Origin of the sequence: Burkholderia sp. SIMBA_051 (assembly GCF_046534915.1) — a bacterium.
Classification (GTDB): Bacteria; Pseudomonadota; Gammaproteobacteria; order Burkholderiales; family Burkholderiaceae; genus Burkholderia; species Burkholderia ambifaria.
The window spans coordinates 407,325-430,669 of sequence record NZ_JAWRXS010000007.1; the positions used below are offsets into that span (position 1 = coordinate 407,325).

23 protein-coding genes are annotated in these 23,345 nt (G+C 66.1%); 12 read left to right on the forward strand and 11 right to left on the reverse strand.

Annotation, left to right across the window (positions count from 1 at the left end; genetic code table 11):
- Window positions 1-39 precede the first annotated feature (39 nt).
- Window positions 40-609 (reverse strand): YqiA/YcfP family alpha/beta fold hydrolase, encoded by a 570-nt coding sequence (locus SB771_RS19990; RefSeq protein ID WP_175661536.1) that lies wholly within the window; start codon window positions 607-609, stop codon window positions 40-42.
- Window positions 606-1,991 carry a UDP-N-acetylmuramate:L-alanyl-gamma-D-glutamyl-meso-diaminopimelate ligase gene (mpl, locus tag SB771_RS19995; RefSeq protein WP_175661537.1) on the reverse strand — a complete coding sequence of 462 codons (1,386 nt, stop codon included), beginning with the start codon at window positions 1,989-1,991 and terminating at the stop codon, window positions 606-608. The genes SB771_RS19990 and mpl overlap by 4 nt, the downstream gene beginning before the upstream one ends.
- A gap of 222 nt (window positions 1,992-2,213) precedes the next feature.
- On the opposite strand from mpl, the gene SB771_RS20000 reads away from it, so the two are divergent.
- The 10 genes from SB771_RS20000 to SB771_RS20045 all read left to right on the forward strand — a co-directional run bounded on the left by SB771_RS20000 (window position 2,214) and on the right by SB771_RS20045 (window position 10,561).
- On the forward strand, window positions 2,214-2,858 hold the full coding sequence (locus SB771_RS20000) for a UDP-N-acetylmuramate--alanine ligase (protein ID WP_165750847.1): 645 nt from the start codon (window positions 2,214-2,216) through the stop codon (window positions 2,856-2,858).
- Between the two features lie 7 nt (window positions 2,859-2,865).
- Window positions 2,866-3,420: a TlpA family protein disulfide reductase gene (locus SB771_RS20005; protein WP_175661538.1), complete on the forward strand. Its 555-nt coding sequence runs from the start codon at window positions 2,866-2,868 to the stop codon at window positions 3,418-3,420.
- A 194-nt stretch (window positions 3,421-3,614) separates the two neighbouring features.
- On the forward strand, window positions 3,615-4,067 hold the full coding sequence (aroQ, locus tag SB771_RS20010) for a type II 3-dehydroquinate dehydratase (protein WP_006756005.1): 453 nt from the start codon (window positions 3,615-3,617) through the stop codon (window positions 4,065-4,067).
- A 66-nt stretch (window positions 4,068-4,133) separates the two neighbouring features.
- Window positions 4,134-4,607, forward strand: a complete 474-nt coding sequence (gene accB, locus SB771_RS20015) for an acetyl-CoA carboxylase biotin carboxyl carrier protein (protein WP_011655921.1) — start codon at window positions 4,134-4,136, stop codon at window positions 4,605-4,607.
- A gap of 85 nt (window positions 4,608-4,692) precedes the next feature.
- On the forward strand, window positions 4,693-6,060 hold the full coding sequence (gene accC, locus SB771_RS20020; protein WP_006752252.1) for an acetyl-CoA carboxylase biotin carboxylase subunit: 1,368 nt from the start codon (window positions 4,693-4,695) through the stop codon (window positions 6,058-6,060).
- Window positions 6,061-6,062: 2 nt separating this feature from the next.
- Window positions 6,063-6,965, forward strand: coding sequence for a 50S ribosomal protein L11 methyltransferase (prmA, locus tag SB771_RS20025; protein WP_105834694.1), 903 nt, complete (start codon window positions 6,063-6,065; stop codon window positions 6,963-6,965).
- A gap of 45 nt (window positions 6,966-7,010) precedes the next feature.
- Entirely contained in the window at window positions 7,011-8,459 is a 1,449-nt protein-coding gene (locus SB771_RS20030) for a DUF3426 domain-containing protein (RefSeq protein ID WP_175705056.1), read from the forward strand.
- A gap of 72 nt (window positions 8,460-8,531) precedes the next feature.
- A complete protein-coding gene (gene tpx, locus SB771_RS20035) occupies window positions 8,532-9,035 on the forward strand; it encodes a thiol peroxidase (RefSeq protein WP_175661540.1) in 504 nt (167 codons plus the stop codon).
- 94 nt (window positions 9,036-9,129) lie between these two features.
- Entirely contained in the window at window positions 9,130-10,068 is a 939-nt protein-coding gene (locus SB771_RS20040) for a carbohydrate kinase family protein (protein ID WP_012363046.1), read from the forward strand.
- A gap of 19 nt (window positions 10,069-10,087) precedes the next feature.
- The gene (locus SB771_RS20045; protein ID WP_006752247.1) at window positions 10,088-10,561 is read left to right on the forward strand and encodes a glycine zipper 2TM domain-containing protein; all 474 of its coding nucleotides are present in this window, start codon (window positions 10,088-10,090) and stop codon (window positions 10,559-10,561) included.
- 230 nt (window positions 10,562-10,791) lie between these two features.
- Here SB771_RS20045 and SB771_RS20050 read toward each other — a convergent pair whose 3' ends face one another.
- The 7 genes from SB771_RS20050 to SB771_RS20080 form a co-directional block, all read right to left on the reverse strand.
- Window positions 10,792-11,454 (reverse strand): histone H1-like DNA-binding protein, encoded by a 663-nt coding sequence (locus tag SB771_RS20050; RefSeq protein ID WP_006758914.1) that lies wholly within the window; start codon window positions 11,452-11,454, stop codon window positions 10,792-10,794.
- A 28-nt stretch (window positions 11,455-11,482) separates the two neighbouring features.
- The gene (locus SB771_RS20055) at window positions 11,483-11,809 is read right to left on the reverse strand and encodes a hypothetical protein (RefSeq protein ID WP_165750844.1); all 327 of its coding nucleotides are present in this window, start codon (window positions 11,807-11,809) and stop codon (window positions 11,483-11,485) included.
- An 83-nt stretch (window positions 11,810-11,892) separates the two neighbouring features.
- On the reverse strand, window positions 11,893-13,104 hold the full coding sequence (locus SB771_RS20060; protein WP_175661542.1) for a ribonucleotide-diphosphate reductase subunit beta: 1,212 nt from the start codon (window positions 13,102-13,104) through the stop codon (window positions 11,893-11,895).
- A gap of 359 nt (window positions 13,105-13,463) precedes the next feature.
- Complete coding sequence (locus tag SB771_RS20065) at window positions 13,464-16,463, reverse strand: ribonucleoside-diphosphate reductase subunit alpha (protein ID WP_175661543.1); 3,000 nt, start codon at window positions 16,461-16,463, stop codon at window positions 13,464-13,466.
- Between the two features lie 465 nt (window positions 16,464-16,928).
- The gene (gene ampD / locus SB771_RS20070; RefSeq protein WP_175661544.1) at window positions 16,929-17,519 is read right to left on the reverse strand and encodes a 1,6-anhydro-N-acetylmuramyl-L-alanine amidase AmpD; all 591 of its coding nucleotides are present in this window, start codon (window positions 17,517-17,519) and stop codon (window positions 16,929-16,931) included.
- Window positions 17,516-17,824: a PP0621 family protein gene (locus SB771_RS20075; RefSeq protein ID WP_175661545.1), complete on the reverse strand. Its 309-nt coding sequence runs from the start codon at window positions 17,822-17,824 to the stop codon at window positions 17,516-17,518. Before SB771_RS20075 ends, ampD begins: the two co-directional genes overlap by 4 nt.
- Before the next feature lie 13 nt (window positions 17,825-17,837).
- The gene (locus SB771_RS20080) at window positions 17,838-18,731 is read right to left on the reverse strand and encodes an inner membrane protein YpjD (protein ID WP_105834690.1); all 894 of its coding nucleotides are present in this window, start codon (window positions 18,729-18,731) and stop codon (window positions 17,838-17,840) included.
- An 89-nt stretch (window positions 18,732-18,820) separates the two neighbouring features.
- On the opposite strand from SB771_RS20080, the gene ffh reads away from it, so the two are divergent.
- Both ffh and SB771_RS20090 read left to right on the forward strand, forming a co-directional pair.
- A complete protein-coding gene (ffh, locus tag SB771_RS20085; RefSeq protein WP_006752240.1) occupies window positions 18,821-20,188 on the forward strand; it encodes a signal recognition particle protein in 1,368 nt (455 codons plus the stop codon).
- 94 nt (window positions 20,189-20,282) lie between these two features.
- Window positions 20,283-20,834: a hypoxanthine-guanine phosphoribosyltransferase gene (locus SB771_RS20090; protein ID WP_006756843.1), complete on the forward strand. Its 552-nt coding sequence runs from the start codon at window positions 20,283-20,285 to the stop codon at window positions 20,832-20,834.
- 79 nt (window positions 20,835-20,913) lie between these two features.
- Here the strand turns inward: SB771_RS20090 and SB771_RS20095 are convergent, their stop codons facing one another.
- Both SB771_RS20095 and SB771_RS20100 read right to left on the reverse strand, forming a co-directional pair.
- Window positions 20,914-21,516 (reverse strand): MarC family protein, encoded by a 603-nt coding sequence (locus SB771_RS20095; protein WP_105834688.1) that lies wholly within the window; start codon window positions 21,514-21,516, stop codon window positions 20,914-20,916.
- Window positions 21,517-21,537: 21 nt separating this feature from the next.
- The gene (locus SB771_RS20100) at window positions 21,538-23,274 is read right to left on the reverse strand and encodes a proline--tRNA ligase (RefSeq protein WP_175661546.1); all 1,737 of its coding nucleotides are present in this window, start codon (window positions 23,272-23,274) and stop codon (window positions 21,538-21,540) included.
- Between the last annotated feature and the right edge of the window lie 71 nt (window positions 23,275-23,345).

Here is a 23,345-nt window from a genome sequence, read left to right on the forward strand (position 1 = left end):
CCGCATGATGATGGGAATTCGATCGGCATGACGCCGGGCTCATGACGTCGTGTCGTCGCAAAAAGCGAGAACGTCGTCGACATAGTCGGCAAATTCGCTGATTCCGTGATCGCTGCCTTCGATCACGCGCGTTTTCGCGCCCGGGTAATGGGCGAGCATCTCGCGGTAGTCCAGCACTTCGTCGCCCGTCGCCGCGAACAGATAGTAGCGCTCCGGAAGCGAAATCGCCGGCACGCGCAGCGCATCGAGCTCCTGCAGGTGACGGCGTTCGACGACGATCGACCCGCCACCGTGCCACAACGGCTGTTCGCCCAGATACTGTTCGAGATCGCGTTGCGGCACGATCGCCGGATTCAGCAGCACCGCCTTCCAGCCGTGCTTTTCCGCCAGCCAGGTCGCGTAGTAGCCGCCGAGCGAGCTGCCGATCACCGTCACGTCGCGCGCCCCGGCCACCTCGGCTTCCGCCACGGCGATCGCATCGAGCGGCGACACCGACAGCGACGGGCAGCGCCACTCGTGCGTGCGGCCGAGCTCCGCCATGCGCGCGGCGAGCAGCCGCGACTTCTGCGACTCCGGCGACGACCGGAACCCGTGCAGGTACAGGATCACGCGCGGCTCCCGAGCGCGTCGAGCAGCTTCTGGTGCACGCCGCCGAAGCCGCCGTTGCTCATCACCAGCACGTGGTCGCCCGGACGCGCGGCCTCGACGACCGACTTCACCAGCAGATGGAGATCGTCGAACGCACGGGCCTTGTCGCCGAGCGGTGCGAGCGCGTCGGCCAGGTTCCAGCCGAGCACGTCGCGCCCGGCAGGCGCGCCATAGCCGAACACCAGATCGGCGTCCGCGAGGCTGGCCGGCAGTTGCGCCTTCATCACGCCAAGCTTCATCGTGTTCGAGCGCGGCTCGAGCACCGCGAGAATGCGGGAATTTTGACGGCCGATGCGCGCACGAAGGCCGGCGATCGTGGTTTCGATCGCGGTCGGATGGTGCGCGAAGTCGTCGTACACGGTCACGCCGTCGATGCTGCCGCGCACTTCCATGCGCCGCTTCACGTTGCGGAACGATGCGAGCGATTCGGCGGCCTGCGCGGGCGGCACGCCGACGTGGCGCACGGCCGCGATCGCCGCGAGCGCGTTCATCCGGTTGTGGTCGCCCTGCACCTGCCACGCGACTTCACCGACGCGCTCCGACTGCGAATACACCGCGAACCGTTCGTCGACCGGCACGCCGTCCTCGGCCGGCAGCGCCTGCCAGCCGCCGTCGACGCCAAAGCGCTCGACCTCGCTCCAGCAGCCGCGCGCGAGCACGCGCTCCAGCGCGTCGGAACGGCCGTTGGTCACGAGCCGGCCGACGCCCGGCACGGTACGCACGAGATGATGGAATTGCGTTTCGATCGCGGCGAGATCCGGGAAGATGTCCGCGTGATCGAATTCGAGATTGTTGAGCACCGCGGTGCGCGACCGGTAGTGGACGAACTTCGAGCGCTTGTCGAAGAACGCCGTATCGTATTCGTCGGCCTCGATCACGAAGAAGCTCGAATCGGTCAGCCGGGCCGACACGCCGAAGTTCAGCGGCACGCCGCCGATCAGGAAGCCCGGGTTCAGGCCGGCATCTTCCAGCAGCCACGCGAGCATCGACGACGTGGTCGTCTTGCCGTGCGTGCCCGCGACCGCCAGCACCCACTTGCCGGCCAGCACGTGCTCGCCGAGCCATTGCGGGCCGGACACGTAAGGCAGGCCGCGATCGAGGATCGCCTCCATCAGCGGGTTGCCGCGCGTGACGACGTTGCCGATCACGAACAGGTCGGGTTTCAGGTCGATCTGCTCGGCGCCGTAGCCCTCGATCAGCGTGATGCCCTGCGCCTCGAGCTGCGTGCTCATCGGCGGATAGACGCCCGCGTCGCAACCCGTCACCGTGTGGCCCGCCTCGCGCGCGAGCACGGCAAGACCGCCCATGAAGGTGCCGCAGATGCCAAGAATGTGGATGTGCATAGATGAATGCTTTCGCGCCGCCGGGCGCCGTCGATTCGGAAAGGAAGGTCTGCGGCACGCCGGACAGGCCGCCCGGCCAACGACTTTCGCCGCGACACAAAGACCGCCATTGTAACTGACGCCCCGCCGTGCCCGGCGGCCCGAACGAGGATCGCGGACGCCGCCCGGCACGCACCGGCACCGCGTTCGGGCGCGACGGCGATCGAGTATGATTGCCGGATCATGTCTCGCAAACCTCTTGTCGACCCGCGGCGCGCCCGCGAGGAAATCGCCCAGTCCGCCGCCCGCCTGATCGCGGAGGACGGCCTCGATTACGCCAGCGCGAAGCGCAAGGCCGCGCGCCAGCTATTCGGCGATGCGCGCGTTGCCGGCGAATGGCTGCCGGATAACGATCTGATCGAAGAAGAACTGCGCGAGTACCTCGCGCTGTTCCAGAGCGACACGCAGCCGGACGAACTGCGCCGCCTGCGCGAGCTCGCGCTCGACTGGATGCGTCGGCTCGCCGAGTTCAATCCGTATGTGACGGGCGCGGTGCTGCACGGCACCGCGAACGAGCATTCGGACATCCATTTGCAGATATTCACCGACAACCCGAAGGACGTCGCGATCTACCTGCTGAACCAGAACGTTCAGTACGACGTGTCCGAGACGCGACATTTCGCCGGCCGCGCCGACGTCGAGACGCTCAGCTTCCTGTGGCGCCCGCGGCGCGACGTGGACGCGATCGGCATTCACGTCGCGCTCTACGCGAGCGACGACCTGCGCGGCGCGGTCAAGGCCGACGCGCGCGGCCGGGTCGCGCGCGCGGACGCCACCGCATTGCGCGCGCTGCTCGAGGCCAGCAACGCTCCTTCCGAACCGGAATGATTCAACGATGATGACGAAACGCATGTTGGCGCTCGCGGTGGTCGCGGCCGCCGCCGTCGCCGGCGGGCTCGCCGCCGGCCATTGGTTCCGCGGCGGCAGCGCCGATGACGGTATCGCTGTCGCGGCACCCGCCGCGCAGGGCAACCCGGTCGACCAGTTGTGGGCCGCGTCGCTGACCGGCGTCGACGGCAAGCCGGCATCGCTCGCCTCCTTCAAGGGCCAGAAGGTCGTGGTCAATTTCTGGGCGTCGTGGTGCGGCCCGTGCGTGGAGGAGATGCCGGAGCTCGTCGCGCTGTCGCATCAATACAAGCAGAAAGGCATTCGCTTCATCGGGATCGGCGTCGATTCCGACCAGAACGTGAAGAACTTTCTCCAGAAGGTGAAGGTCGACTATCCGGTTTTCGTCAGCGGTTATGCGGGCGCCGATCTGGCCCGAAATTTCGGAAATACGGCCGGCGCGCTGCCGTTTACGGTCGTCATCGACGAAACCGGCAAGATTCGCGAGACAAAATTAGGACAAATCCAGCCGGCCGAGCTGAGAAAGACGCTCGACGCGCTGTGATCGCCCTGAACGGCCGCCCGCACGTTGGCGGCGATTTGTGCGTGGATCGCCGCAATTTCACGGAAATTCGCTGATACTTTGCGGTCCTGCCGGTAATTCTTGCAGGTCCGGCGCGCTCGGCCGTTCGGCAAAACTAGACAAATTTCTCTAAATAGCGCTAAAGTTCGCGCAATTCCGCAGAAATAGAAGCGACCATGACACGATTGCTGGTGCTGCACGGCCCCAACCTGAACCTTCTCGGCACCCGGGAACCGGAGGTGTACGGCCGCGTCACGCTCGCGCAGATCGATCAGGCGCTTGCCGCGCGGGCGCAGGAAGCCGGCGCCGAGCTGTCGTCGTTCCAGAGCAACCATGAAGGCGCGCTCGTCGACCGCATCCAGGCCGCGCGGGAGGAACAGACCGATTTCATCCTGATCAATCCCGCCGCGTATACGCACACCAGCGTCGCGATCCGGGATGCGATCGCCGGCGTAGGCATCCCGTTCGTCGAGATTCACCTGTCGAACGTGCACCGCCGCGAAGCGTTCAGGCATCACTCCTACTTTTCCGACCAGGCCGAAGGCGTCATCTGCGGGCTCGGCTGGAAAGGTTATCTGTACGCGCTCGAGTACGCGCTGGACAAGCTGCAAGGCGCGTCGCGCGGCTGATTTCGCGATCTAGATTCAGCGCCGGCCCCTAACCGGCGCTTTCACGTATTGAAAGGGGAATTCCCGATGGATCTTCGTAAGCTGAAAACTCTGATCGACCTCGTTTCCGAATCCGGCATCTCCGAGCTGGAAGTCACGGAAGGTGAAGGCAAGGTGCGCATCGTCAAGAACGCGCCGCCGGTCTACGTGCAGCAGACGGCTGGGTTTGCCCCGCAGGTCAGCGCGCCCGCTCCGTCGGCCGCGCTGCCGACCGACGGCGCCGCCGCGCCGGCCGCAGGCGCGGCAGCCGCACCGGCCGTCCCGCAGGGCCACGTCGTGACGTCGCCGATGGTCGGCACGTTCTATCGCGCGCCGTCGCCGGGCGCCGACCCGTTCGTCCAGGTGGGCGACACGGTCAAGGAAGGCCAGACGATCTGCATCATCGAAGCGATGAAGCTGCTCAACGAGATCGAGTCGGACAAGGCCGGCGTGGTCAAGGAAATCCTCGTCGAGAACGGCCAGGCCGTCGAATACGGCCAGCCGCTTTTCGTGATCGGCTAACTCCGCCGCGCGGCCCTGCCGGCCGCGCGCCGCCGATGCTCGCCAGGCGCCGTTCGCGCGCCCCTCGAAGAGACGAATACTCGCTATGTTTGAAAAAATCCTCATTGCCAACCGCGGTGAAATCGCGCTGCGCATCCAGCGCGCGTGCCGCGAACTCGGCGTCAAGACGGTGGTTGTCTACTCGGAAGCCGACAAGGAAGCCAAGTACGTGCGCCTCGCGGACGAAGCCGTCTGTATCGGTCCCGCCCCGTCGAACCTGAGCTACCTGAACATGCCCGCGCTGATCAGCGCCGCGGAAGTCACCGATGCCGAAGCGATTCACCCCGGCTACGGCTTCCTGTCGGAGAACGCCGATTTCGCGGAGCGCGTCGAGCAGTCGGGCTTCACGTTCATCGGGCCGCGCCCGGAAACGATCCGCATGATGGGTGACAAGGTCACCGCGAAGCAGACGATGATCAAGACCGGCGTGCCGTGCGTGCCGGGCTCGGAAGGCGCGTTGCCGGACGATCCGAAGGAGATCGTCAAGATTGCGCGCACGATCGGCTATCCGGTCATCATCAAGGCAGCGGGCGGCGGCGGCGGGCGCGGCATGCGCGTCGTGCACACCGAGGCCGCGCTCGTCAACGCGGTCAACATGACCCGCGAGGAAGCCGGCCGTGCGTTCGGCAACCCGCAGGTGTACATGGAGAAGTTCCTCGAGAACCCGCGCCACATCGAAATCCAGGTGCTGTCCGACGCGCACAAGAACGCGATCTGGCTCGGCGAGCGCGACTGCTCGATGCAGCGCCGTCACCAGAAGGTGATCGAGGAAGCGCCGGCGCCCGGCATTCCGCGCCGCCTGATCGAGCGCATCGGCGACCGCTGCGCGGACGCGTGCAAGAAGATGGGCTACCTCGGCGCGGGCACGTTCGAATTCCTGTACGAGAACAACGAGTTCTACTTCATCGAGATGAACACGCGCGTGCAGGTCGAGCACCCGGTGTCCGAGATGATCACCGGCGTCGACATCGTGCAGGAACAGATCCGCATCGCGGCCGGCGAGAAGATCGCGCTGCGCCAGCGCGACATCCAGTTCCGCGGACATGCGATCGAATGCCGGATCAACGCGGAAGATCCGTTCAAGTTCACGCCGTCGCCGGGCCGGATCACGTCGTGGCATACGCCGGGCGGCCCCGGCGTGCGCGTCGACTCGCATGCATACAATGGCTATTTCGTGCCGCCGAACTATGATTCGATGATCGGCAAGCTGATCACCTACGGCGCGACACGCGACCAGGCGATCCGCCGGATGCGCATCGCGCTGTCGGAAATGGTCGTCGAAGGCATCCACACGAACATCCCGCTGCACCGCGAGCTGATGATCGACTCGAAGTTCGTCGAAGGCGGCACCAGCATCCACTACCTCGAACACCGGCTCGCCCAGAAGCAGCAGGTCGCACCGGAAGAAGCGTAAGCATGAGCTATCGCGAACTCGTCGTCGAACTGGCCCGTGAGCATGCGGAGGCGCTGTCCGACGCGCTGCTCGAACTCGGCGCGCTGTCGGTGTCCGTCGAAGACGCCGACGCCGACACGCCCGACGAACAGCCGCTCTTCGGCGAGCCCGGCCTGGTTCCCGATCGCACCGCGTGGCAGCACTCGCGCGTGATCGCGCTGCTGTCGCCCGATCACGAGCCGGCCGTGCTGCTCGCGGCGGCCGTGAACGACATCGGCGTCGCCGAAACCCCGAAGTTCGACGTGCGCGAAGTCGAGGAACAGGACTGGGTGCGGCTCACGCAGTCGCAATTCGAGCCGATTCCGATCGGCGAGCGCATCTGGGTCGTGCCGTCGTGGCACGACGCGCCCGACCCCGACGCGTTGATCCTCGAACTCGACCCCGGTCTCGCGTTCGGCACCGGTAGCCACCCCACCACCCGTCTGTGCATGGAATGGCTCGAACAGTCGGTGAAGCCCGGCCAGTCGGTACTCGACTACGGCTGCGGCTCGGGCATTCTCGCGATCCTCGCGCGCAAATGCGGGGCGAACCCCGTGGTGGGCATCGACATCGATCCGCAGGCGGTCGAATCGGCGCGGCAGAACAGCGAACGCAACCATGCGGAAGTCACGTACGGGCTGCCCGACGCGTGCCCGGCCGGCGAATTCGACATCGTCGTCGCGAACATCCTGTCGAACCCGCTGAAGCTGATGGCGTCGATGCTCGCGTCGAAGGTGAAACCGGGCGGGCGCATCGCGCTGTCGGGTGTGCTCGCGCGCCAGGCGGACGAAGTCGCGGCCGTCTATGCGCGCTACGTCGACATCTCGGTCTGGCGCGAACACGAAGGTTGGGTATGCCTCGCCGGAACCCGGCGCGAAAGCCATTAGAATAGCGCTGTCCTTCACTCTGGCCAGCAGGCCGCCCGGCTCGACATGCTTCTTGCGACGCGCTGCCCTCATTGCGAAACCGTCTTCCGGCTGCAGCAGGAACAGCTCTCGCTGCATGACGGGCTCGTGCGCTGCGGACACTGCCAGCAGGTCTTCAACGCCTCGCAGTCGCTCGTACCCGATCCGGCGCGGCAGCCCGACCCGGCGCTGACCGAAGCGGCACCGGCCGGGCCGGGCGCCGCCGCCCCGCAACCCGACGCCGCACCCGACGCCGCACCCGACGCCGCACCCTCGCGGCTCTTCGCCACCGACGCCCCGGTCGAGCCGGCGTCCGGTATCGACTACAAGCCCGAAGGCTGGGACATGTGGGCGCCGTGGCTCGATGCCGGCGTCGATCCATCGTTGCAGCACACGGTGCAGACCGTGCGCGCCGAGCCACTGGTGCCGCTCGCGCTGCCGGCCACGGAAGCCGGTGTCGTGCGCCTTTCCGGCACGCCCGCACCGATTGCCTCCGCCCCTGCCGAGCTGGACGCCGCGCACACGCAAGCGGCCGAGCCGGACGCGACGCTGCACGAAACCGACGCGTCGGGCACGTCGTTCGCCGCGCCCACTGCCGAGCCCGACTTGCGCGAACCGCGCTTCGTCGCGCACACGCCGTCGGCCGAACCAGCCGCAGCGGAGCCCGCCGAACCGGTGGGCAATGCGCGCTTCGCAGTACCGGACGACGAGCACGCACCGCGCGAACCGCGCTTCGCGTTCAGGCCGGCGCAAGCCGTATCCGAACTCGAATCGGCACCCGCATCCGAACCCGACATCCACGCCGACGAACGCGCGCCCGCACCGACCGCACCGACCGCGGCCGCCAGCGAACCGGCCGCCGAACCGGACATCCAACCGGCCGCCCAACCGGTCGTCCAACCGGCCGTCCCCTTCCCCGCCGCGCTAACCGATGACGACCGCCCGCATTTCGCCGTGACGCGCGAGACGCGGGAGACGGGCGCGCCGCCGCGACGCGGGATGCTCGGCGGCTTTTTCGGCGGGCTCGTCGCCGCGGCGCTCGCGGTGCTGCTTGTCGCGCAGCTCGCGTGGTGGCAGCGCGAAACCGTGATGATCTACTGGCCGGTCACGCAGAGCTGGTTCCGGCAGGCGTGCGCGCCGCTCGGCTGCAGACTCACGCCGCCGCGCGCGATTGACGGCCTGCGGCTCGACGCGACCGACCTGCGCCAGATCGACGGCCCGCGCACGCTCGAGCTGAAGGTGCCGCTGACGAACCGCTACCGCGTCGCGCTCGCCTATCCGTCGCTCGAGCTGACGCTGCTCGACGACACGAATCACGTGACCGTGCGCCGCGTGCTCGCACCGCGCGACTACGTGCGCCCGGGCACGCCGATCGACGCCGGGCTGCCGCCCGGCACGACGCAGACGATGGTCGTCCGCCTCGACACGAACGGCACGCCCGCCTCGAATTTCCGCGTCCAGATCTTCTATCCGTGACGCCCCGCGGCGCGCGCATGCGCGCCGTCTCAACCCGCGCGCCGCAGCGGCGCGCTATTTCGGAGCACGAACATGAGCAAAGTTACGCTGGGTGGCAACCCGATCGATCTCGCCGGCACGTTCCCGGCCGTCGGCTCGCAAGCCCCCGACTTCAAGCTGGTCGGCAAGGACCTCGCCGATCTGTCGCTCGCCAGCTTCGCCGGCAAGCGCAAGGTGCTGAACATCGTCCCGAGCCTCGACACGCCGACCTGCGCGACGTCGACCCGCAAGTTCAACGAAGCCGCGTCGTCGCTCGACAACACGGTCGTGGTCGTCGTGTCGGGCGACCTGCCGTTCGCCGCCACGCGCTTCTGCACGACCGAAGGCCTCGCGAACGTCGTGACGGCTTCGACGTTCCGCAGCGGCCGCGCCTTCGCAAACGCCTACGGCGTCGACGTGACGAGCGGCCCGCTGAACGGCCTGACGGCCCGCGCGGTCGTCGTGCTCGACGCGCAGGACAAGGTGATCCACGCGCAGCTCGTCGACGAAATCAAGGACGAGCCGAACTACGACGCAGCGCTCGCCGCACTGAAGTAATCCGCTGCCACCCGACCCTGCCGCGCGAGGCCGGACGGCCTGCGCGCGCCGCTCGGGTGGCCGCTCCCCTTTGCTCTCTACAGGAACGCACGCCTTGACTACGCTGATTTGCGGCTCGCTCGCCTACGACAACATCATGACCTTCGAAGGCCGGTTTCGCGAGCACATCCTGCCCGACCAGGTTCACCTTCTGAACGTGAGCTTCCTCGTGCCGACGATGCGTCGCGAATTCGGCGGTTGCGCGGGGAACATCGCTTACGCGCTGCACATGCTCGGCGGCGACGCGCGCATCATGGCGACGGTCGGCGCGAACGACGCCGATCGCTATCTCGAGCGTCTCGACAGCCTCGGCCTGTCGAAGGCCAGCGTGCGCGTGGTGCCCGAAACGCACACCGCGCAGGCAATGATCACGACCGATCTCGACAACAACCAGATCACCGCATTCCACCCGGGCGCGATGATGGTGTCGCACCTGAACCGCGCGGACGAAGTGGCGGGCGTGAAGCTCGGCATCGTCGCGCCGGACGGCTTCGACGGGATGGTCCAGCACGCCGAGCAGTTCGCGAAGGCCGGCGTCCCGTTCGTCTTCGATCCGGGCCAGGGCCTGCCGCTGTTCGACGGTGCGACGCTGCGCCGCATCATTGAACTCGCGACCTTTGTCGCGGTCAACGACTACGAGGGCAAGCTCGTCAGCGACAAGACGGGCTGGTCCGAACAGGACATCGCCAGCCGGGTTCAGGCGCTGATCATCACGCGCGGCGAGCACGGCTCGACCATTCTTCACAAAAACGGCGAAGAACAGATTCCGGTCGTGCAAGCAGAACGTGTCGTGGATCCGACCGGCTGCGGCGACGCCTTCCGGGGCGGCCTGCTGTACGGCATCGAGAATGGCCTCGACTGGGCAACCACGGGCCGTCTCGCGAGCCTGATGGGCTCGATCAAGATTGCCCACCAGGGGCCCCAGACTTACGCACTGACGCGCGCCGAAATCGACGCGCGCTTCGAGGCTGCCTTCGGGTACAGTCTCAAATGAATATTGTGGGAGAGCAAAGATGTTGACCAAAAAAACCCTCACGCTCGCGGCCATGCTGACCGCCACGCTGACGCTCGCCGGCTGCTTCACGGCGCCGGGCTCGGCGGATGTCTATAGCGTCGGCCAGGCGCAGCGCGAGCAGACCGTCCGCATGGGCACGGTCGAAAGCGTCCGTGCGGTGCGCATCCAGTCCGACGGCGGCGGCAGCGCGATCGGCACGCTCGGCGGCGGCGCACTCGGCGCGGTCGCGGGCAGCGCGATCGGCGGCGGCAAGGGGTCGATCCTGACGGCCATTGCGGGCGGCCTCGTCGGCGCGGTCGCGGGCAACGCGGTCGGCGAAAACCTCGGCACGGCGAACGGTGTCGAAATCACCGTGCGCCTCGATAACGGCGACCTGCGCTCGATCACGCAGGCGGCAAGCGGCGAAATGTTCCGCGCCGGCGAGCGTGTGCGACTGCTGTCGAGCGGCGGCGTCACGCGCGTCACGCACTAACGAGCATCCTCAGCACGCGGCGCAAGCCGCGGTCGAACGCATGTGCGAAGCTGCACATGCGTTTTTTTTTCGTCCGCTATTCGCTGCCGGCCGCCGGCCGCTGGTCGGCGCTTCGATGAATACGGACGAAAAAAATCCCGCCACCTGAGCCAGATGGCGGGATCGATTGAGTAGCGCTACTCAACCCACGGACACCGCATGAGTGTCCGGGTGGTACTGGCCAGCCGCGATTACGGACGGCTGCCGGTCGGGAACGGCCATGCCGCTGCCGGGTTGAGCGCGGTCTTCACGCCCGATGCCGGCGCAACCGATGCGGTCGACGCGGTGGTTGCCGGTGCAGCCTTCTTCACGACGGCCTTCTTCGGAGCAGCAGCCTTCTTCGCCGGGGCAGCAGCCTTCGGTGCGGCAGCCTTCTTCGCAGGGGCAGCCTTCTTGGCAGGCGCAGCCTTCTTCGCAGCGGCCTTCTTCGCAGGCGCAGCCTTTTTGGCGGCAGCCTTCTTCGCCGGCGCGGCCTTCTTCGCAGCAGCCTTCTTCGCCGGTGCTGCCTTCTTCGCAGCAACCTTCTTCACTGCGACTTTCTTGGCTGCAACCTTCTTCGCAGCGGCCTTCTTCGCCGGTGCTGCCTTCTTCGCGGCAACCTTCTTCACCGCGACTTTCTTCGCAGCGACCTTCTTGGCTGCAACCTTCTTCGTTGCGACCTTCTTGGCTGCAACCTTCTTCGCAGCGGCCTTCTTCGCCGGTGCTGCCTTCTTCGCGGCAACCTTCTTCACCGCGACCTTCTTGGCAGCAACCTTCTTCACCGCGGCAGCCTTCTTGGCCGGAGCAGCCTTCTTCGCAACGGTCTTCTTGGCGGCAACCTTCTTCGCAGCCGGTTTTTTCTTGGCAGTAGCCATGTTGTTCTCCTTCAGGTTCAGATGAGAGTCAGTTCAAACTACACCCTTCGTCAAAACCCGCTTCCCGCGGACGCTGTTCAGCACGTGCGCTTCGAAGCGGGCTATTCATCGGCGTACGCGGATACCGCGCGCTTACGCTAATGAATACGGTATGGCGCGCGTGACCCCATGGCCTCGCGCGCCAAATCAAGTCGGTAGCCGGCGCACCTCGCGCCGCTACCCCTAATCGCTTGATAAAGCGGACCGCCACACGGCCGTCCGCTTTTTCCGGAGGGAAGTTTGCCCATCCCACTGAAGGGTTCGCAAAGTGCCGATCATGTCGTTGGGCCGTTAAGGCACCGGGCATGCTTTGCATCAGGCGTTCTTGCTCCTAAACCTTGGGCCGGGGCCGAGAGGCCGCCGGCTGCTCACATCATGTGACGGGTTCGCTGCTGCGGGTTATTCCCAGGACAGCGCGCCGCCCGTCTGATACTCGATCACACGCGTCTCGAAGAAGTTGCGTTCCTTCTTCAGGTCGATCATCTCGCTCATCCACGGGAACGGGTTTTCCTCGTTCGGATACAGCGGGTCGAGGCCGATCTGCTGGCAACGGCGGTTGCTGATGAAGCGCAGATAGCTCTTGAACATCGACGCGTTCAAACCCAGCACGCCGCGCGGCATCGTGTCCTCGGCGTAGCGGTATTCGAGTTCGACAGCCTGCTTGAACAGCTCGCGGATCTCGGCGCGGAATTCCGCGGTCCAGAGATGCGGGTTCTCGAGCTTGATCTGATTGATCAGGTCGATGCCGAAATTGCAGTGCATCGACTCGTCGCGCAGGATGTACTGATATTGCTCTGCAGCACCCGTCATCTTGTTCTGGCGGCCGAGCGCGAGGATCTGCGTGAAGCCGACATAGAAGAACAGGCCTTCCATGATGCAGGCGAACACGATCAGCGACTTCAGCAGCTTCTGGTCCGCTTCGAGCGTGCCGGTCTTGAAGGCCGGATCCGTCAGCGTGTGGATGAACGGGATCAGGAATTCGTCCTTCGCGCGGATCGACGTGACCTCGTGGTACGCGTTGAAGATCTCGCCTTCGTCGAGACCGAGCGATTCGACAATGTATTGATACGCGTGCGTGTGGATCGCCTCTTCGAACGCCTGGCGCAGCAGGAACTGCCGGCACTCGGGCGCCGTGATGTGGCGGTACGTGCCGAGCACGATGTTGTTCGCGGCGAGCGAATCGGCCGTCACGAAGAAGCCGAGGTTGCGCTTGACGATGCGGCGCTCGTCCTCGGTCAGACCGTTCGGGTCCTTCCACAGTGCGATGTCGCGGGACATGTTGATTTCCTGCGGCATCCAGTGGTTCGCGCAACCGGCCAGATACTTTTCCCACGCCCACTTGTACTTGAACGGCACCAGCTGATTGACGTCAGTCTGGCCGTTGATGATGCGCTTGTCCGCAACGTTGACCCGCGCTTCCGAACCCGCAGCGGGAACAGCCGATGCTTGCGGCGGCACCGCGAGATCGCCTTCGAAAATGTCGCGGGCCTGATGGGCGGCAGGCGCTGTCGCCTGCAGTCCGACAGCCATCCCAGCGGAGGTGCGCAACGCGTTCTGCTGCGCTCCGCTCGCGGGGGTTACGGCAGTCTTCTCGTCATCCCAGTTGAGCATAAATTCTCACCATCAATTTAGAACGGTTTGTACCATCTTTTCCTGAGCGATAAAAGGGTTCGCTCACGAAAAATCCTTTTTTCGATTCGCGTTGCGACCTCGATACAACACTTTGAGCAACGCATCGTCGTTCATGCAGAGCGCGACGCGTGTCGCACATGTATCGCGAGGTGCGCTCGACGCATCGAACGCTGATCGAAACGCGACGTCGTCGGGGATGTTTCGATCGCTCGTCACTGCCTGCAACGCGAATGCCGCGTTACAGATTCCTTATCATTTTTTTAGTTGAGAGCGGCGCACACTTCAACCTCCATCGGTTGTCGTGCGCGCCGCACGAACCTTAGTTCATACGCGCTGCGTTACTGGCAGGCTTCGCACTCGTCGAAACCCGCATCGCCCGGACGCATCGTGCATACCGGACCGTCTGCTTCGACCGGCGCCAGCGCCGCTGCCGCATTGACCGCGCCCGACGATGCATCGCCACCTGCCGCACCGAAACCGCCTGCCGCGCCTTGCGCGCCGCCGCTGCTCGAGCCGCCCGCACCGCCCGTCGGCACCGCGTTCAGCGCGCCGTGCGCGACCGTCGACTTCTCGACGTGCGTCGCCGCCATCGTGCGGAGGTAGTAGGTCGTCTTCAGACCGCGCAGCCACGCGAGCTTGTAGACCTCGTCGAGTTTCTTGCCCGACGCGCCGCCCATGTAGATGTTCAGCGACTGCGCCTGGTCGATCCACTTCTGGCGACGCGATGCCGCTTCGACCAGCCACGTCGGGTCGACTTCGAACGCGGTCGCGTAGATCGCGCGGAGGTCGGCCGGGATGCGGTCGATGCGCGACAGCATGCCGTCGAAGTACTTCAGGTCGGCGACCATCACTTCGTCCCACAGGCCGCGTTCCTTCAGGTCGCGCACGAGGTACTCGTTGACCACCGTGAACTCGCCCGACAGGTTCGACTTCACGTACAGGTTCTGGAAGGTCGGCTCGATGCACGCCGACACGCCGATGATGTTCGAGATCGTCGCCGTCGGCGCGATCGCGACGCAGTTCGAGTTGCGCATGCCGTGTGCCGCGATCCGCGAGCGCAGCGTCGTCCAGTCGAGCGACTCCGACGTGTCGACCTCGACGTAGCCGCCGCGTGCTTCCGTCAGCAGCTTCAGCGTGTCCTGCGGGAGGATGCCGCGATCCCACAGCGAGCCACGGTAGCTCGAGTAGCGACCGCGTTCCTCGGCCAGCTCGGTCGACGCGTAGTACGCGTAGTAGCAGACCGCTTCCATCGAGCGATCGGCGAACTCGACCGCCGCTTCCGACGCGTACGGCGTGCGCAGCAGGTGCAGGCAGTCCTGGAAGCCCATGATGCCCATGCCGACCGGACGGTGCTTTAGGTTCGAGTTACGCGCCTTCGGCACCGCGTAGTAGTTGATGTCGATCACGTTGTCGAGCATGCGCATCGCGACGCTGATCGTGCGCTTGAGCTTGTCGTGGTCGAGCGCGTAGCTGCCGTCGGCCTGCTTCACCAGGTGGGCGACGAGGTTCACCGAGCCCAGGTTGCACACCGCGATTTCGGTGTCGCTCGTGTTCAGCGTGATTTCCGTGCACAGGTTCGACGAATGGACGACGCCGACGTGCTGCTGCGGCGAACGCACGTTGCACGGATCCTTGAACGTGATCCACGGGTGGCCCGTTTCGAACAGCATGCCGAGCATCTTGCGCCAGAGTTGCTGCGCCGGGATCTTCTTGAACAGCTTGATCTCGCCGCGCGCGACCTTGTCTTCGTAAGCCGTGTAAGCCGCCTCGAACTCCGCGCCGAACTTGTCGTGCAGATCCGGGCAGGTCGACGGCGAGAACAGCGTCCAGTCGGCGCCTTCCATCACGCGCTTCATGAACAGGTCGGGAATCCAGTTCGCCGTGTTCATGTCGTGCGTGCGGCGGCGGTCGTCGCCGGTGTTCTTGCGCAGCTCGAGGAACTCCTCGATGTCGAGGTGCCACGATTCGAGGTACGCGCACACCGCGCCCTTGCGCTTGCCGCCCTGGTTGACCGCGACGGCCGTGTCGTTGACAACCTTCAGGAACGGCACCACGCCTTGCGACTTGCCGTTCGTGCCCTTGATATGCGAGCCGAGCGCACGCACGCGGGTCCAGTCGTTGCCGAGACCGCCGGCGAACTTCGACAGCAGCGCGTTTTCCTTCAGCGCTTCATAGATGCCGTCGAGGTCGTCCGCGACCGTCGTCAGGTAGCACGACGACAGCTGCGAGCGGTGCGTGCCCGAGTTGAACAGCGTCGGCGTCGAGCTCATGAAGTCGAAGCTCGACAGCACGTTGTAGAACTCGATCGCGCGCGTTTCGCGGTCGATCTCGTTCAGCGACAGGCCCATCGCGACGCGCATGAAGAATGCCTGCGGCATTTCGATGCGGGTGCCTTCGACGTGCAGGAAGTAGCGGTCGTACAGCGTCTGCAGGCCGAGGTAGCCGAACTGCAGGTCGCGGTTCGCGTCGAGCGCTTCGCCGAGACGCTTCAGGTCGAACTGCAGCAGCTTGTCGTCGAGCAGGCCGGCATCGACGCCGCGCTTCAGGAACTGCGGGAAGTATTCCGTGTAGCGGGTCGCCATCTCGGCCTGGAGCACTTCCTCGCCGAGGATCTCGCGGCGGATCGTGTGCAGCAGGATGCGGGCCGTGACCTGGCTGTACGCCGGGTCCTTTTCGATCATCGTGCGCGCCGCGAGGATCGCCGAGTCGTAGACCTGGCTCATCGGCACGCCGTCGTACAGGTTCTTCACCGTCTCCGCGACGATCGGGTCAGGGTTAACCGCAGCGCCGAGACCGGCGCATGACGACACGATCAGCTCGCGCAGCGCGTTCATGTCGAGCGGGCGCGCGACGCCGTTGTCGACCACGTTGATGCCCGCGCTCGCCTCGCCGCCCGCTGCGGCCGCTTCTTCGCCTGCGTGCTGGCGCTCGAGGTGACGCTTCTCGCGATACAGCACGTACGCACGCGCGACGTTGTGCTCGCCGCCGCGCATCAGCGCGAGTTCGACCTGATCCTGGATGTCTTCGATATGGAACGTACCGCCGTTCGGACGGCTGCGCACGAGCGCGCGCACGACGTTGTGCGTGAGCTGCTCGACCTGCTCGCGCACGCGCGCCGATGCCGCGCCCTGCCCGCCGTTGACGGCCAGGAAAGCCTTGGTCACCGCGATCGCGATCTTCGAAGGCTCGAACGACACCACACTGCCGTTGCGGCGGATCACCTTGTAGTCGGCGAACGTGGCCTGCGGCGCGAGCGCCTTCGCGCCCTGTTCGGTCCCGCCGAGCGGACGGCTCGAGGCGCTCTCGTACTGGGACGTCGCGTTGTCGGTGGTTTGCATGTGCAAAGCTCCTGGTGTTGGATGGTGCGGAGAGAACCGCGGATTAAAACGAACGCTGCGCGATGGAGTGCGCGAGCGGTAAGAGGCGAGCGATGCGGCGGGGACGCCGGTGCGGTCGATGCGCGACAACCGAGCCGGTCGTGTGCTTCGTCATGTGTACCCCTGCCCCGTCGAAGTTCGCTGCGCTTGATCGCGACGCCCGGACCGCCCGGCCCTGGCGCGCCGCCCTGAGAACCCTGTCCGCCGGCGTTGGCCGCCGGCCGGTGCCGCTCGGGTTTCCCCTGCGACACACACTATATCTAGTACAGAACCGCTCAACTGGCACCAAGTATAGTGGACATTCGGACGAGGTCAAAACGGATAATTTGCGCTGAAGGTATTGACATCACCCCCGCCCCGCGCAGGCGCAGACGTGACAAGGCATTGGTCGGAAAAATTTTTTTCGCGGGCTCGAAAACCCTGCGCTCAGTGCTGACGGAAAGGAAAGTATTCGGCCGAAAAGCCGGCATCGCCTGCGAAGCGTTGCCAATCGAAATGCGGACCCGGGTCGGTCTTGCGGCCCGGCGCGACGTCGGAATGCCCGGCCACCGCATCGATCGGGTAGCGCGCGGCGAGCGTGCGGGCGAGCACGCCGAGCGTCGCGTACTGCGCCGGGTCGAACGGCACGTCGTCCGCGCCCTCGAGCTCGATGCCGATCGAGAAGTCGTTACAGCGCGGCCGGCCGAAGAATTCCGACGAGCCCGCATGCCACGCGCGCTCGTCGCACGACACGAACTGCACGAGTTCGCCGTCGCGGCGGATCAGGAAGTGCGCGGACACGCGCACGCCGCGCAGGTGGCTCTGGTAATAGGGATGCGCATCGCAATCGAGGCGATTCAGGAACAGCGACTCGATCGCGTCGCCGCCGAACTCGCCGGGCGGCAGGCTGATGTTGTGGACGACGACGAGCGTCGGCACCGCGCCCGCGGGCCGCGCCTCGAAATTCGGCGACGGCGCGTGGCGCGCTTCGCGCACCCAGCCGTGTGCGTCGACCGACAGCAGCGCTGCGTCGCTCATCGCGCGTCGTGGCCGCTCGCGCGTGCGCCGTGGCGCCGCGCATGGTCGGTGCTGCAGAAGTATTCGCCGCCCGCGGCGACGGCGTCGCCCTTCGGCGCATGCACGCCGCATTCGGCGCAGCGCACCATCGGCTCGGGTAGCGAGCGCGTGCCGCCGTTCGGGCGTGCCGCACCCGCGCCGCCGGGCGCGTCGGCGCCGTCACCGCGGCCGGTGCGCGCGTGCGCTTGCTCCTGGGCCTGGCGCAGCTTGCGCGCAAGCCACGAGCCCGCGAAGAGAAGAAGAATCAGGAGAAGAATCTGTCGCATCGGAAACCTGCGTTCAAACCACGGAGCGGTGCAGCAGCACCTCGAAAACGAACCGGCTGCCGACATACGCGAGCAGCAGCGCCGCGAACGACACGAGCACCCAGCGCGCGGCGCCGCGCCCGCGCCAGCCCGACGTCTTGCGGGCGACCAGCAGGCCGCCGAACATCAGCCACGACAGCACCGCAAACACGGTCTTGTGATCGAGCCGCATCGCGCGTGCATCGACCTGCTCGCTGAACAGGATCCCCGATGCGAGCGTCAGCGTCAGCAGCACGAAGCCGGCGCCGATCAGGCGGAACAGCAGCTTCTCGAGCGTGAGCAGCGGCGGCAGCGTTTCGAGCCAGCTCGCGATCCAGCCGGTCGAGCCGTCGCGCCCGCCGCTCCTGAGCGACTGCAGGCGCCGCTCGACCATCAGCATCAGGACCGCGTGCAGCGCGGCGATCGCAAAGAGGCCGTACGCGATGTTCGCGATCAGGAAGTGCATCTTGAACAGCGGCGCCGCGGCATAAGGCAGCACCCGCACGCCGCCGAACAGCAGCGGCAGCAGCGACGCGCCGCACGCGAGCGGCAGCACCAGCAGGCGCAGGCTGTCGAGCGGGAAGAAGAAGCTCTCGATCCAGTAGATGCCGGCGCCGAGCCAGAACATCGCCGACAACGCGAACGCGAACCCGAAGATCATCGCGTCGTGCGGGAAGATCGTCATGTGCAGCAGCACGCCGTGCGCGACGAGCGCCGCGAACAGCAGCGCGCGGCCGGCCGCGCTCATCCCCGACGCGGCGGACGCCGGAACCGGCACGGCGGGCACGCTCGCGACGAGCGGCGTCGCGCCCTGGCGGTGCGTGCGCCAGCCTGCGACGGCGAGGCCGCCGTACAGGAATGCGGTGAGGGCATACAGTACAATATCCATGTTCGAAGTTTACACTAGGCCCCCTTCCCGCGACGGCTCCCTTTGTTCGGTTCCGTTGCGCCTTCGGGCCCCACTGTCCAACGCTCCCCATGCTCGACAATCTCACTCAACGGATGGCGCGCGTCGTCAAGACGCTGCGCGGCGAGGCCCGGCTTACCGAGGCGAACACCCAGGAAATGCTCCGCGAGGTGCGTCTCGCGCTGCTCGAGGCCGACGTCGCGTTGCCCGTCGTGCGCGAATTCATCGCCAAGGTCAAGGAAAAGGCGCTCGGCGAGGAAGTGATCAGCAGCCTGTCGCCGGGTCAGGCGCTCGTCGGCGTGGTCCAGAAGGAACTGACCGCCGTGATCGGCGGCGACTACGAAGGCAAGGCCGCCGAGCTGAACCTCGCGGTCACGCCGCCCGCCGTGATCCTGATGGCGGGTCTGCAGGGCGCCGGCAAGACCACGACCGTCGGCAAGCTCGCGAAGCTGCTGCGCGAGAAGCACAAGAAAAAGGTGCTGACGGTCTCGTGCGACGTGTATCGCCCGGCCGCCATCATGCAGTTGAAAACGGTGAGCGAACAGGTCGGCGCCGACTTCTTCCCGTCCACGCCGGACCAGAAGCCCGTCGACATCGCGGTCGCGGCCGTCGACTGGGCGAAGCGCCACTACCATGACGTGCTGATCGTCGACACGGCCGGCCGGCTCGGTATCGACGAGGCGATGATGCAGGAAATCGCCGCGCTGCACGGCACGCTGAAGCCGGCTGAAACGCTGTTCGTCGTCGACGCGATGCTCGGCCAGGACGCGGTCAACACCGCGAAGGCGTTCAACGACACGCTGCCGCTCACCGGCGTCGTGCTGACCAAGCTCGACGGCGATTCGCGCGGCGGTGCCGCGCTGTCGGTGCGCCACATCACCGGCAAGCCGATCAAGTTCGTCGGTGTCGCCGAAAAGCTCGACGGCCTCGAGGTGTTCCACCCGGATCGCATGGCGAACCGGATCCTCGGCATGGGCGACATCCTCGCGCTGGTCGAGGAAGCGCAGCGCGGCGTCGACGTGCAGGCCGCGCAGAAGCTCGCCGACAAGGTAAAGAAAGGCGGCGACTTCGACCTGAACGATTTCCGCGCGCAGATCTCGCAGATGAAGAACATGGGCGGCCTGTCGTCGCTGATGGACAAGCTGCCCGCGCAATTCCAGCAGGCAGCGGCCGGTGCCGACATGGGCCAGGCCGAGAAGTCGATCCGCCGGATGGAAGGCATCATCAGCTCGATGACGCCCGCCGAGCGCGCGAAACCCGAGATCATCAAGGCGACGCGCAAGCGCCGCATTGCGGCCGGCGCGGGTGTGCCGGTGCAGGAAGTCAACCGGATGCTGAACCAGTACGACCAGATGCGTACGATGATGAAGAAGCTGAAGGGCGGCAACATGCAGAAGATGATGCGCGGCCTGAAGGGCATGATGCCCGGCATGCGCTGATCGCGCCCATCGGCCGGCGCGCGGGTTTTTGCTGTAGCGCGCGCCGTCCGTTCTGCTTCATTCTTATTTGTATACCGACTGCTCGCCAGAACACATGAACCGCGAAGAAGCCCTCCACATTTTCGACCACTCCGAAGAGATCGTCTCGGCAGACGCCGTCAATGCTTCGATCTCCAGGATGGCCGACGCGATCCGCGCCGAGATCGGTGACGCGTTCCCGCTCGTTCTTTCGGTGATGGGCGGCGCCGCCGTGTTTACCGGGATGCTGCTGCCGCGCCTCGATTTCCCGCTGGAATTCGACTACATCCACCTGACCCGCTACCGCAACACGACGCAGGGCAGCCCGGAGATGCACTGGCGCGTCGCGCCGCGCGAATCGGTGAAGGACCGGATCGTGCTCGTGCTCGACGACATCCTCGACGAAGGCGAGACGATGGCCGCGATCCGCGACCGCATCCTCGACATGGGCGCGACGCGCTTCATGTCCGCCGTGCTGTGCGAGAAGACGCTCGCGAAGGCGAAACCGCTGCATCCCGACTTCTGCGGCTTCCCGGTGCCGGACCGCTACGTGTTCGGCTGCGGGATGGACGCGAAAGGCTACTGGCGCAACCTGCCGACGATCCGCGCGCTGACCGCGAACGTCTGACCGCCCGGCCTGCAATAAAGAAAAGCGGCGCTCCGGTTTCCCGGAGCGCCGCTTTTTTTCATCGGCCGCGCCACCCGTGCTACAGCTGGTGCACGAACGCCCGGATGCCGGCCAGCAGCATCTCGACCGAGATCGCGACGAGCACGAGGCCCATCAGCCGCTCGAACGCCGCAACGGTCCGCTCGCCGAGCCACTGCTGGATCCGTTCGGCCAGCACCAGCGTGATCGCGCAGACGATCATCGTGACCGTCAGCGCGCCGACCCACTCGAACATCTTGCCCGGCGCCTGCGACGTCAGCAGCATCACCGTCGCGAGCGCGGACGGCCCGGCAAGCGCGGGAATCGCGAGCGGCACGATGAAGGGTTCGCCACCCGCGCGCGGATCGGTGCCGAGCGCGCCGTCCGGATGCGGAAAGATCATCCGCAGCGCGATCAGGAACAGCACGATCCCGCCGCCGAGCCGCAGCGACAGATCGGTGAGGCTCATCATCCGCAGGAAGCGGTCGCCGACCACCATGAAGAACAGCAGGATCACGAACGCGATCCCCACCTCGCGCAGGATCAGCTTCACGCGCCGCTCGCGCGGCACGTCCCGCATCGCCGTGATGAACAGCGGGATGTTGCCGAGCGGATCCGTAATCAGCACGAGGAGCACGGTGGCCGACAGGAAGGTGTATTCCACCGTGTCCCCCGGTCGCGGCGCTTAGTGCGCGAGCGCGGCGCGGATCTTCTCCGTCACCGTCGCCGCAGCCTCGTCCGCCGGCAGCAGCGTCGCCTCCGCGTCGCGGCGGCCCTGGTACTCGATCTTGCCTTCCTTCAGGCCGCGCTCGCCGATCACCAGGCGATGCGGCACGCCGATCAGTTCCCAGTCGGCGAACATTACGCCCGGGCGCTCGCCGCGATCATCGAGGATCACGTCGATGCCGGCGGCGGCCAGTTCCGCGTACAGCCTGTCGGCGGCCTCGCGGACCATGTCGCTGCGATCGTAGCCCATCGGGCACAGCACGACCTCGAACGGCGCGATCGACTCGGGCCAGATGATGCCGCGGTCGTCGAAGTTCTGTTCGATCGCCGCGCCGAGAATCCGCGTGATGCCGACGCCGTAGCAGCCCATCAGCATCGGCTGCGGCTTGCCCGATTCATCGAGGAACGTCGCGCCCATCGCTTCCGAATACTTGGTGCCGAGCTGGAACACGTGACCGACTTCGATGCCGCGGCAGATGTCGATCGTGCCCTTGCCGTCCGGCGACGGATCGCCCTTCTTCACGTCGCGCACATCGGCGACTTCCGGTTCCGGCAGGTCGCGGCCCCAGTTCACGCCCGCGATGTGATAGTCGACCTCGTTCGCGCCGACGACGAAATCGCTCATGTTCGCGACCGTGCGATCGGCGATCACCTTCACCGGCTTCTTCGTGCCGACCGGGCCGAGATAGCCCGGCGGCGTGCCGAACCAGTCGACGATTTCCTGCTCAGTCGCGAAGCGGTGGTTCTTCAGCCCCGGCAGCTTCGACACCTTGATCTCGTTCAGGTCGTGGTCGCCGCGCAGCATGATGAGCCAGATGGTCGGCTCGGCGCCTTCGTTTTCGGTGGCGAGCACGATCGACTTGATCGTGCGCTCGAGCGGGATCGCCAGCAGTTCGGCGACCGCTTCGCACTTCGCCTTGCCGGGCGTCGCGACCTTCTCCATCGCTTCGGCCGGCGCGGCACGCTCGGCGATCAACGGCAGCGCTTCGGCCGCTTCGATGTTCGCCGCGAAGTCGGACGTCGGGCAGTAGGCAATCGCGTCCTCGCCGGTATCGGCGATCACGTGGAACTCGTGCGAGAAGTTGCCGCCGATCGAGCCGCTGTCGGCCGCGACCGCCCGGAACTCGAGGCCGAGGCGCGTGAAGATGCGCACGTACGCGTCGTACATCTTGCGATACGACTCGTTCAGGCCGGCCGTGTCCTTGTCGAACGAATACGCGTCCTTCATGAGGAATTCGCGGCCGCGCATCACGCCGAAGCGCGGACGGATCTCGTCGCGGAACTTCGTCTGGATCTGGTAGAAGTTCACCGGCATCTGCCGGTAGCTCTTGATCTGGTTGCGCGCGATGTCGGTGACGACTTCCTCATGCGTCGGCCCGATCACGAAGTCGTTGTCCTTGCGGTCCTTGAAGCGCAGCAGCTCGGGGCCGTACTGCTCCCAGCGGCCCGACTCCTGCCACAGCTCGGCCGGCTGCACGGCCGGCATCAGCAGCTCGATGGCGCCTGCCCGGTTCATTTCCTCGCGCACGATCGCTTCGACCTTGCGAATCGAACGCAGGCCGACCGGCAGGTAGTTATAGATGCCGCCGGCGACACGACGGATCATGCCGGCGCGCACCATCAGCTTGTGGCTGACGATCTCTGCGTCGGCCGGTGCTTCTTTGAGGGTGCCGATAAAGAAACGGGAAGCTTTCATGCGGACGGTTCCAAATACGGCGCCCCCAGGCGGGGCGCCCGAAAAAGTTTCAAGGTGAAAAAGCTGCGCGC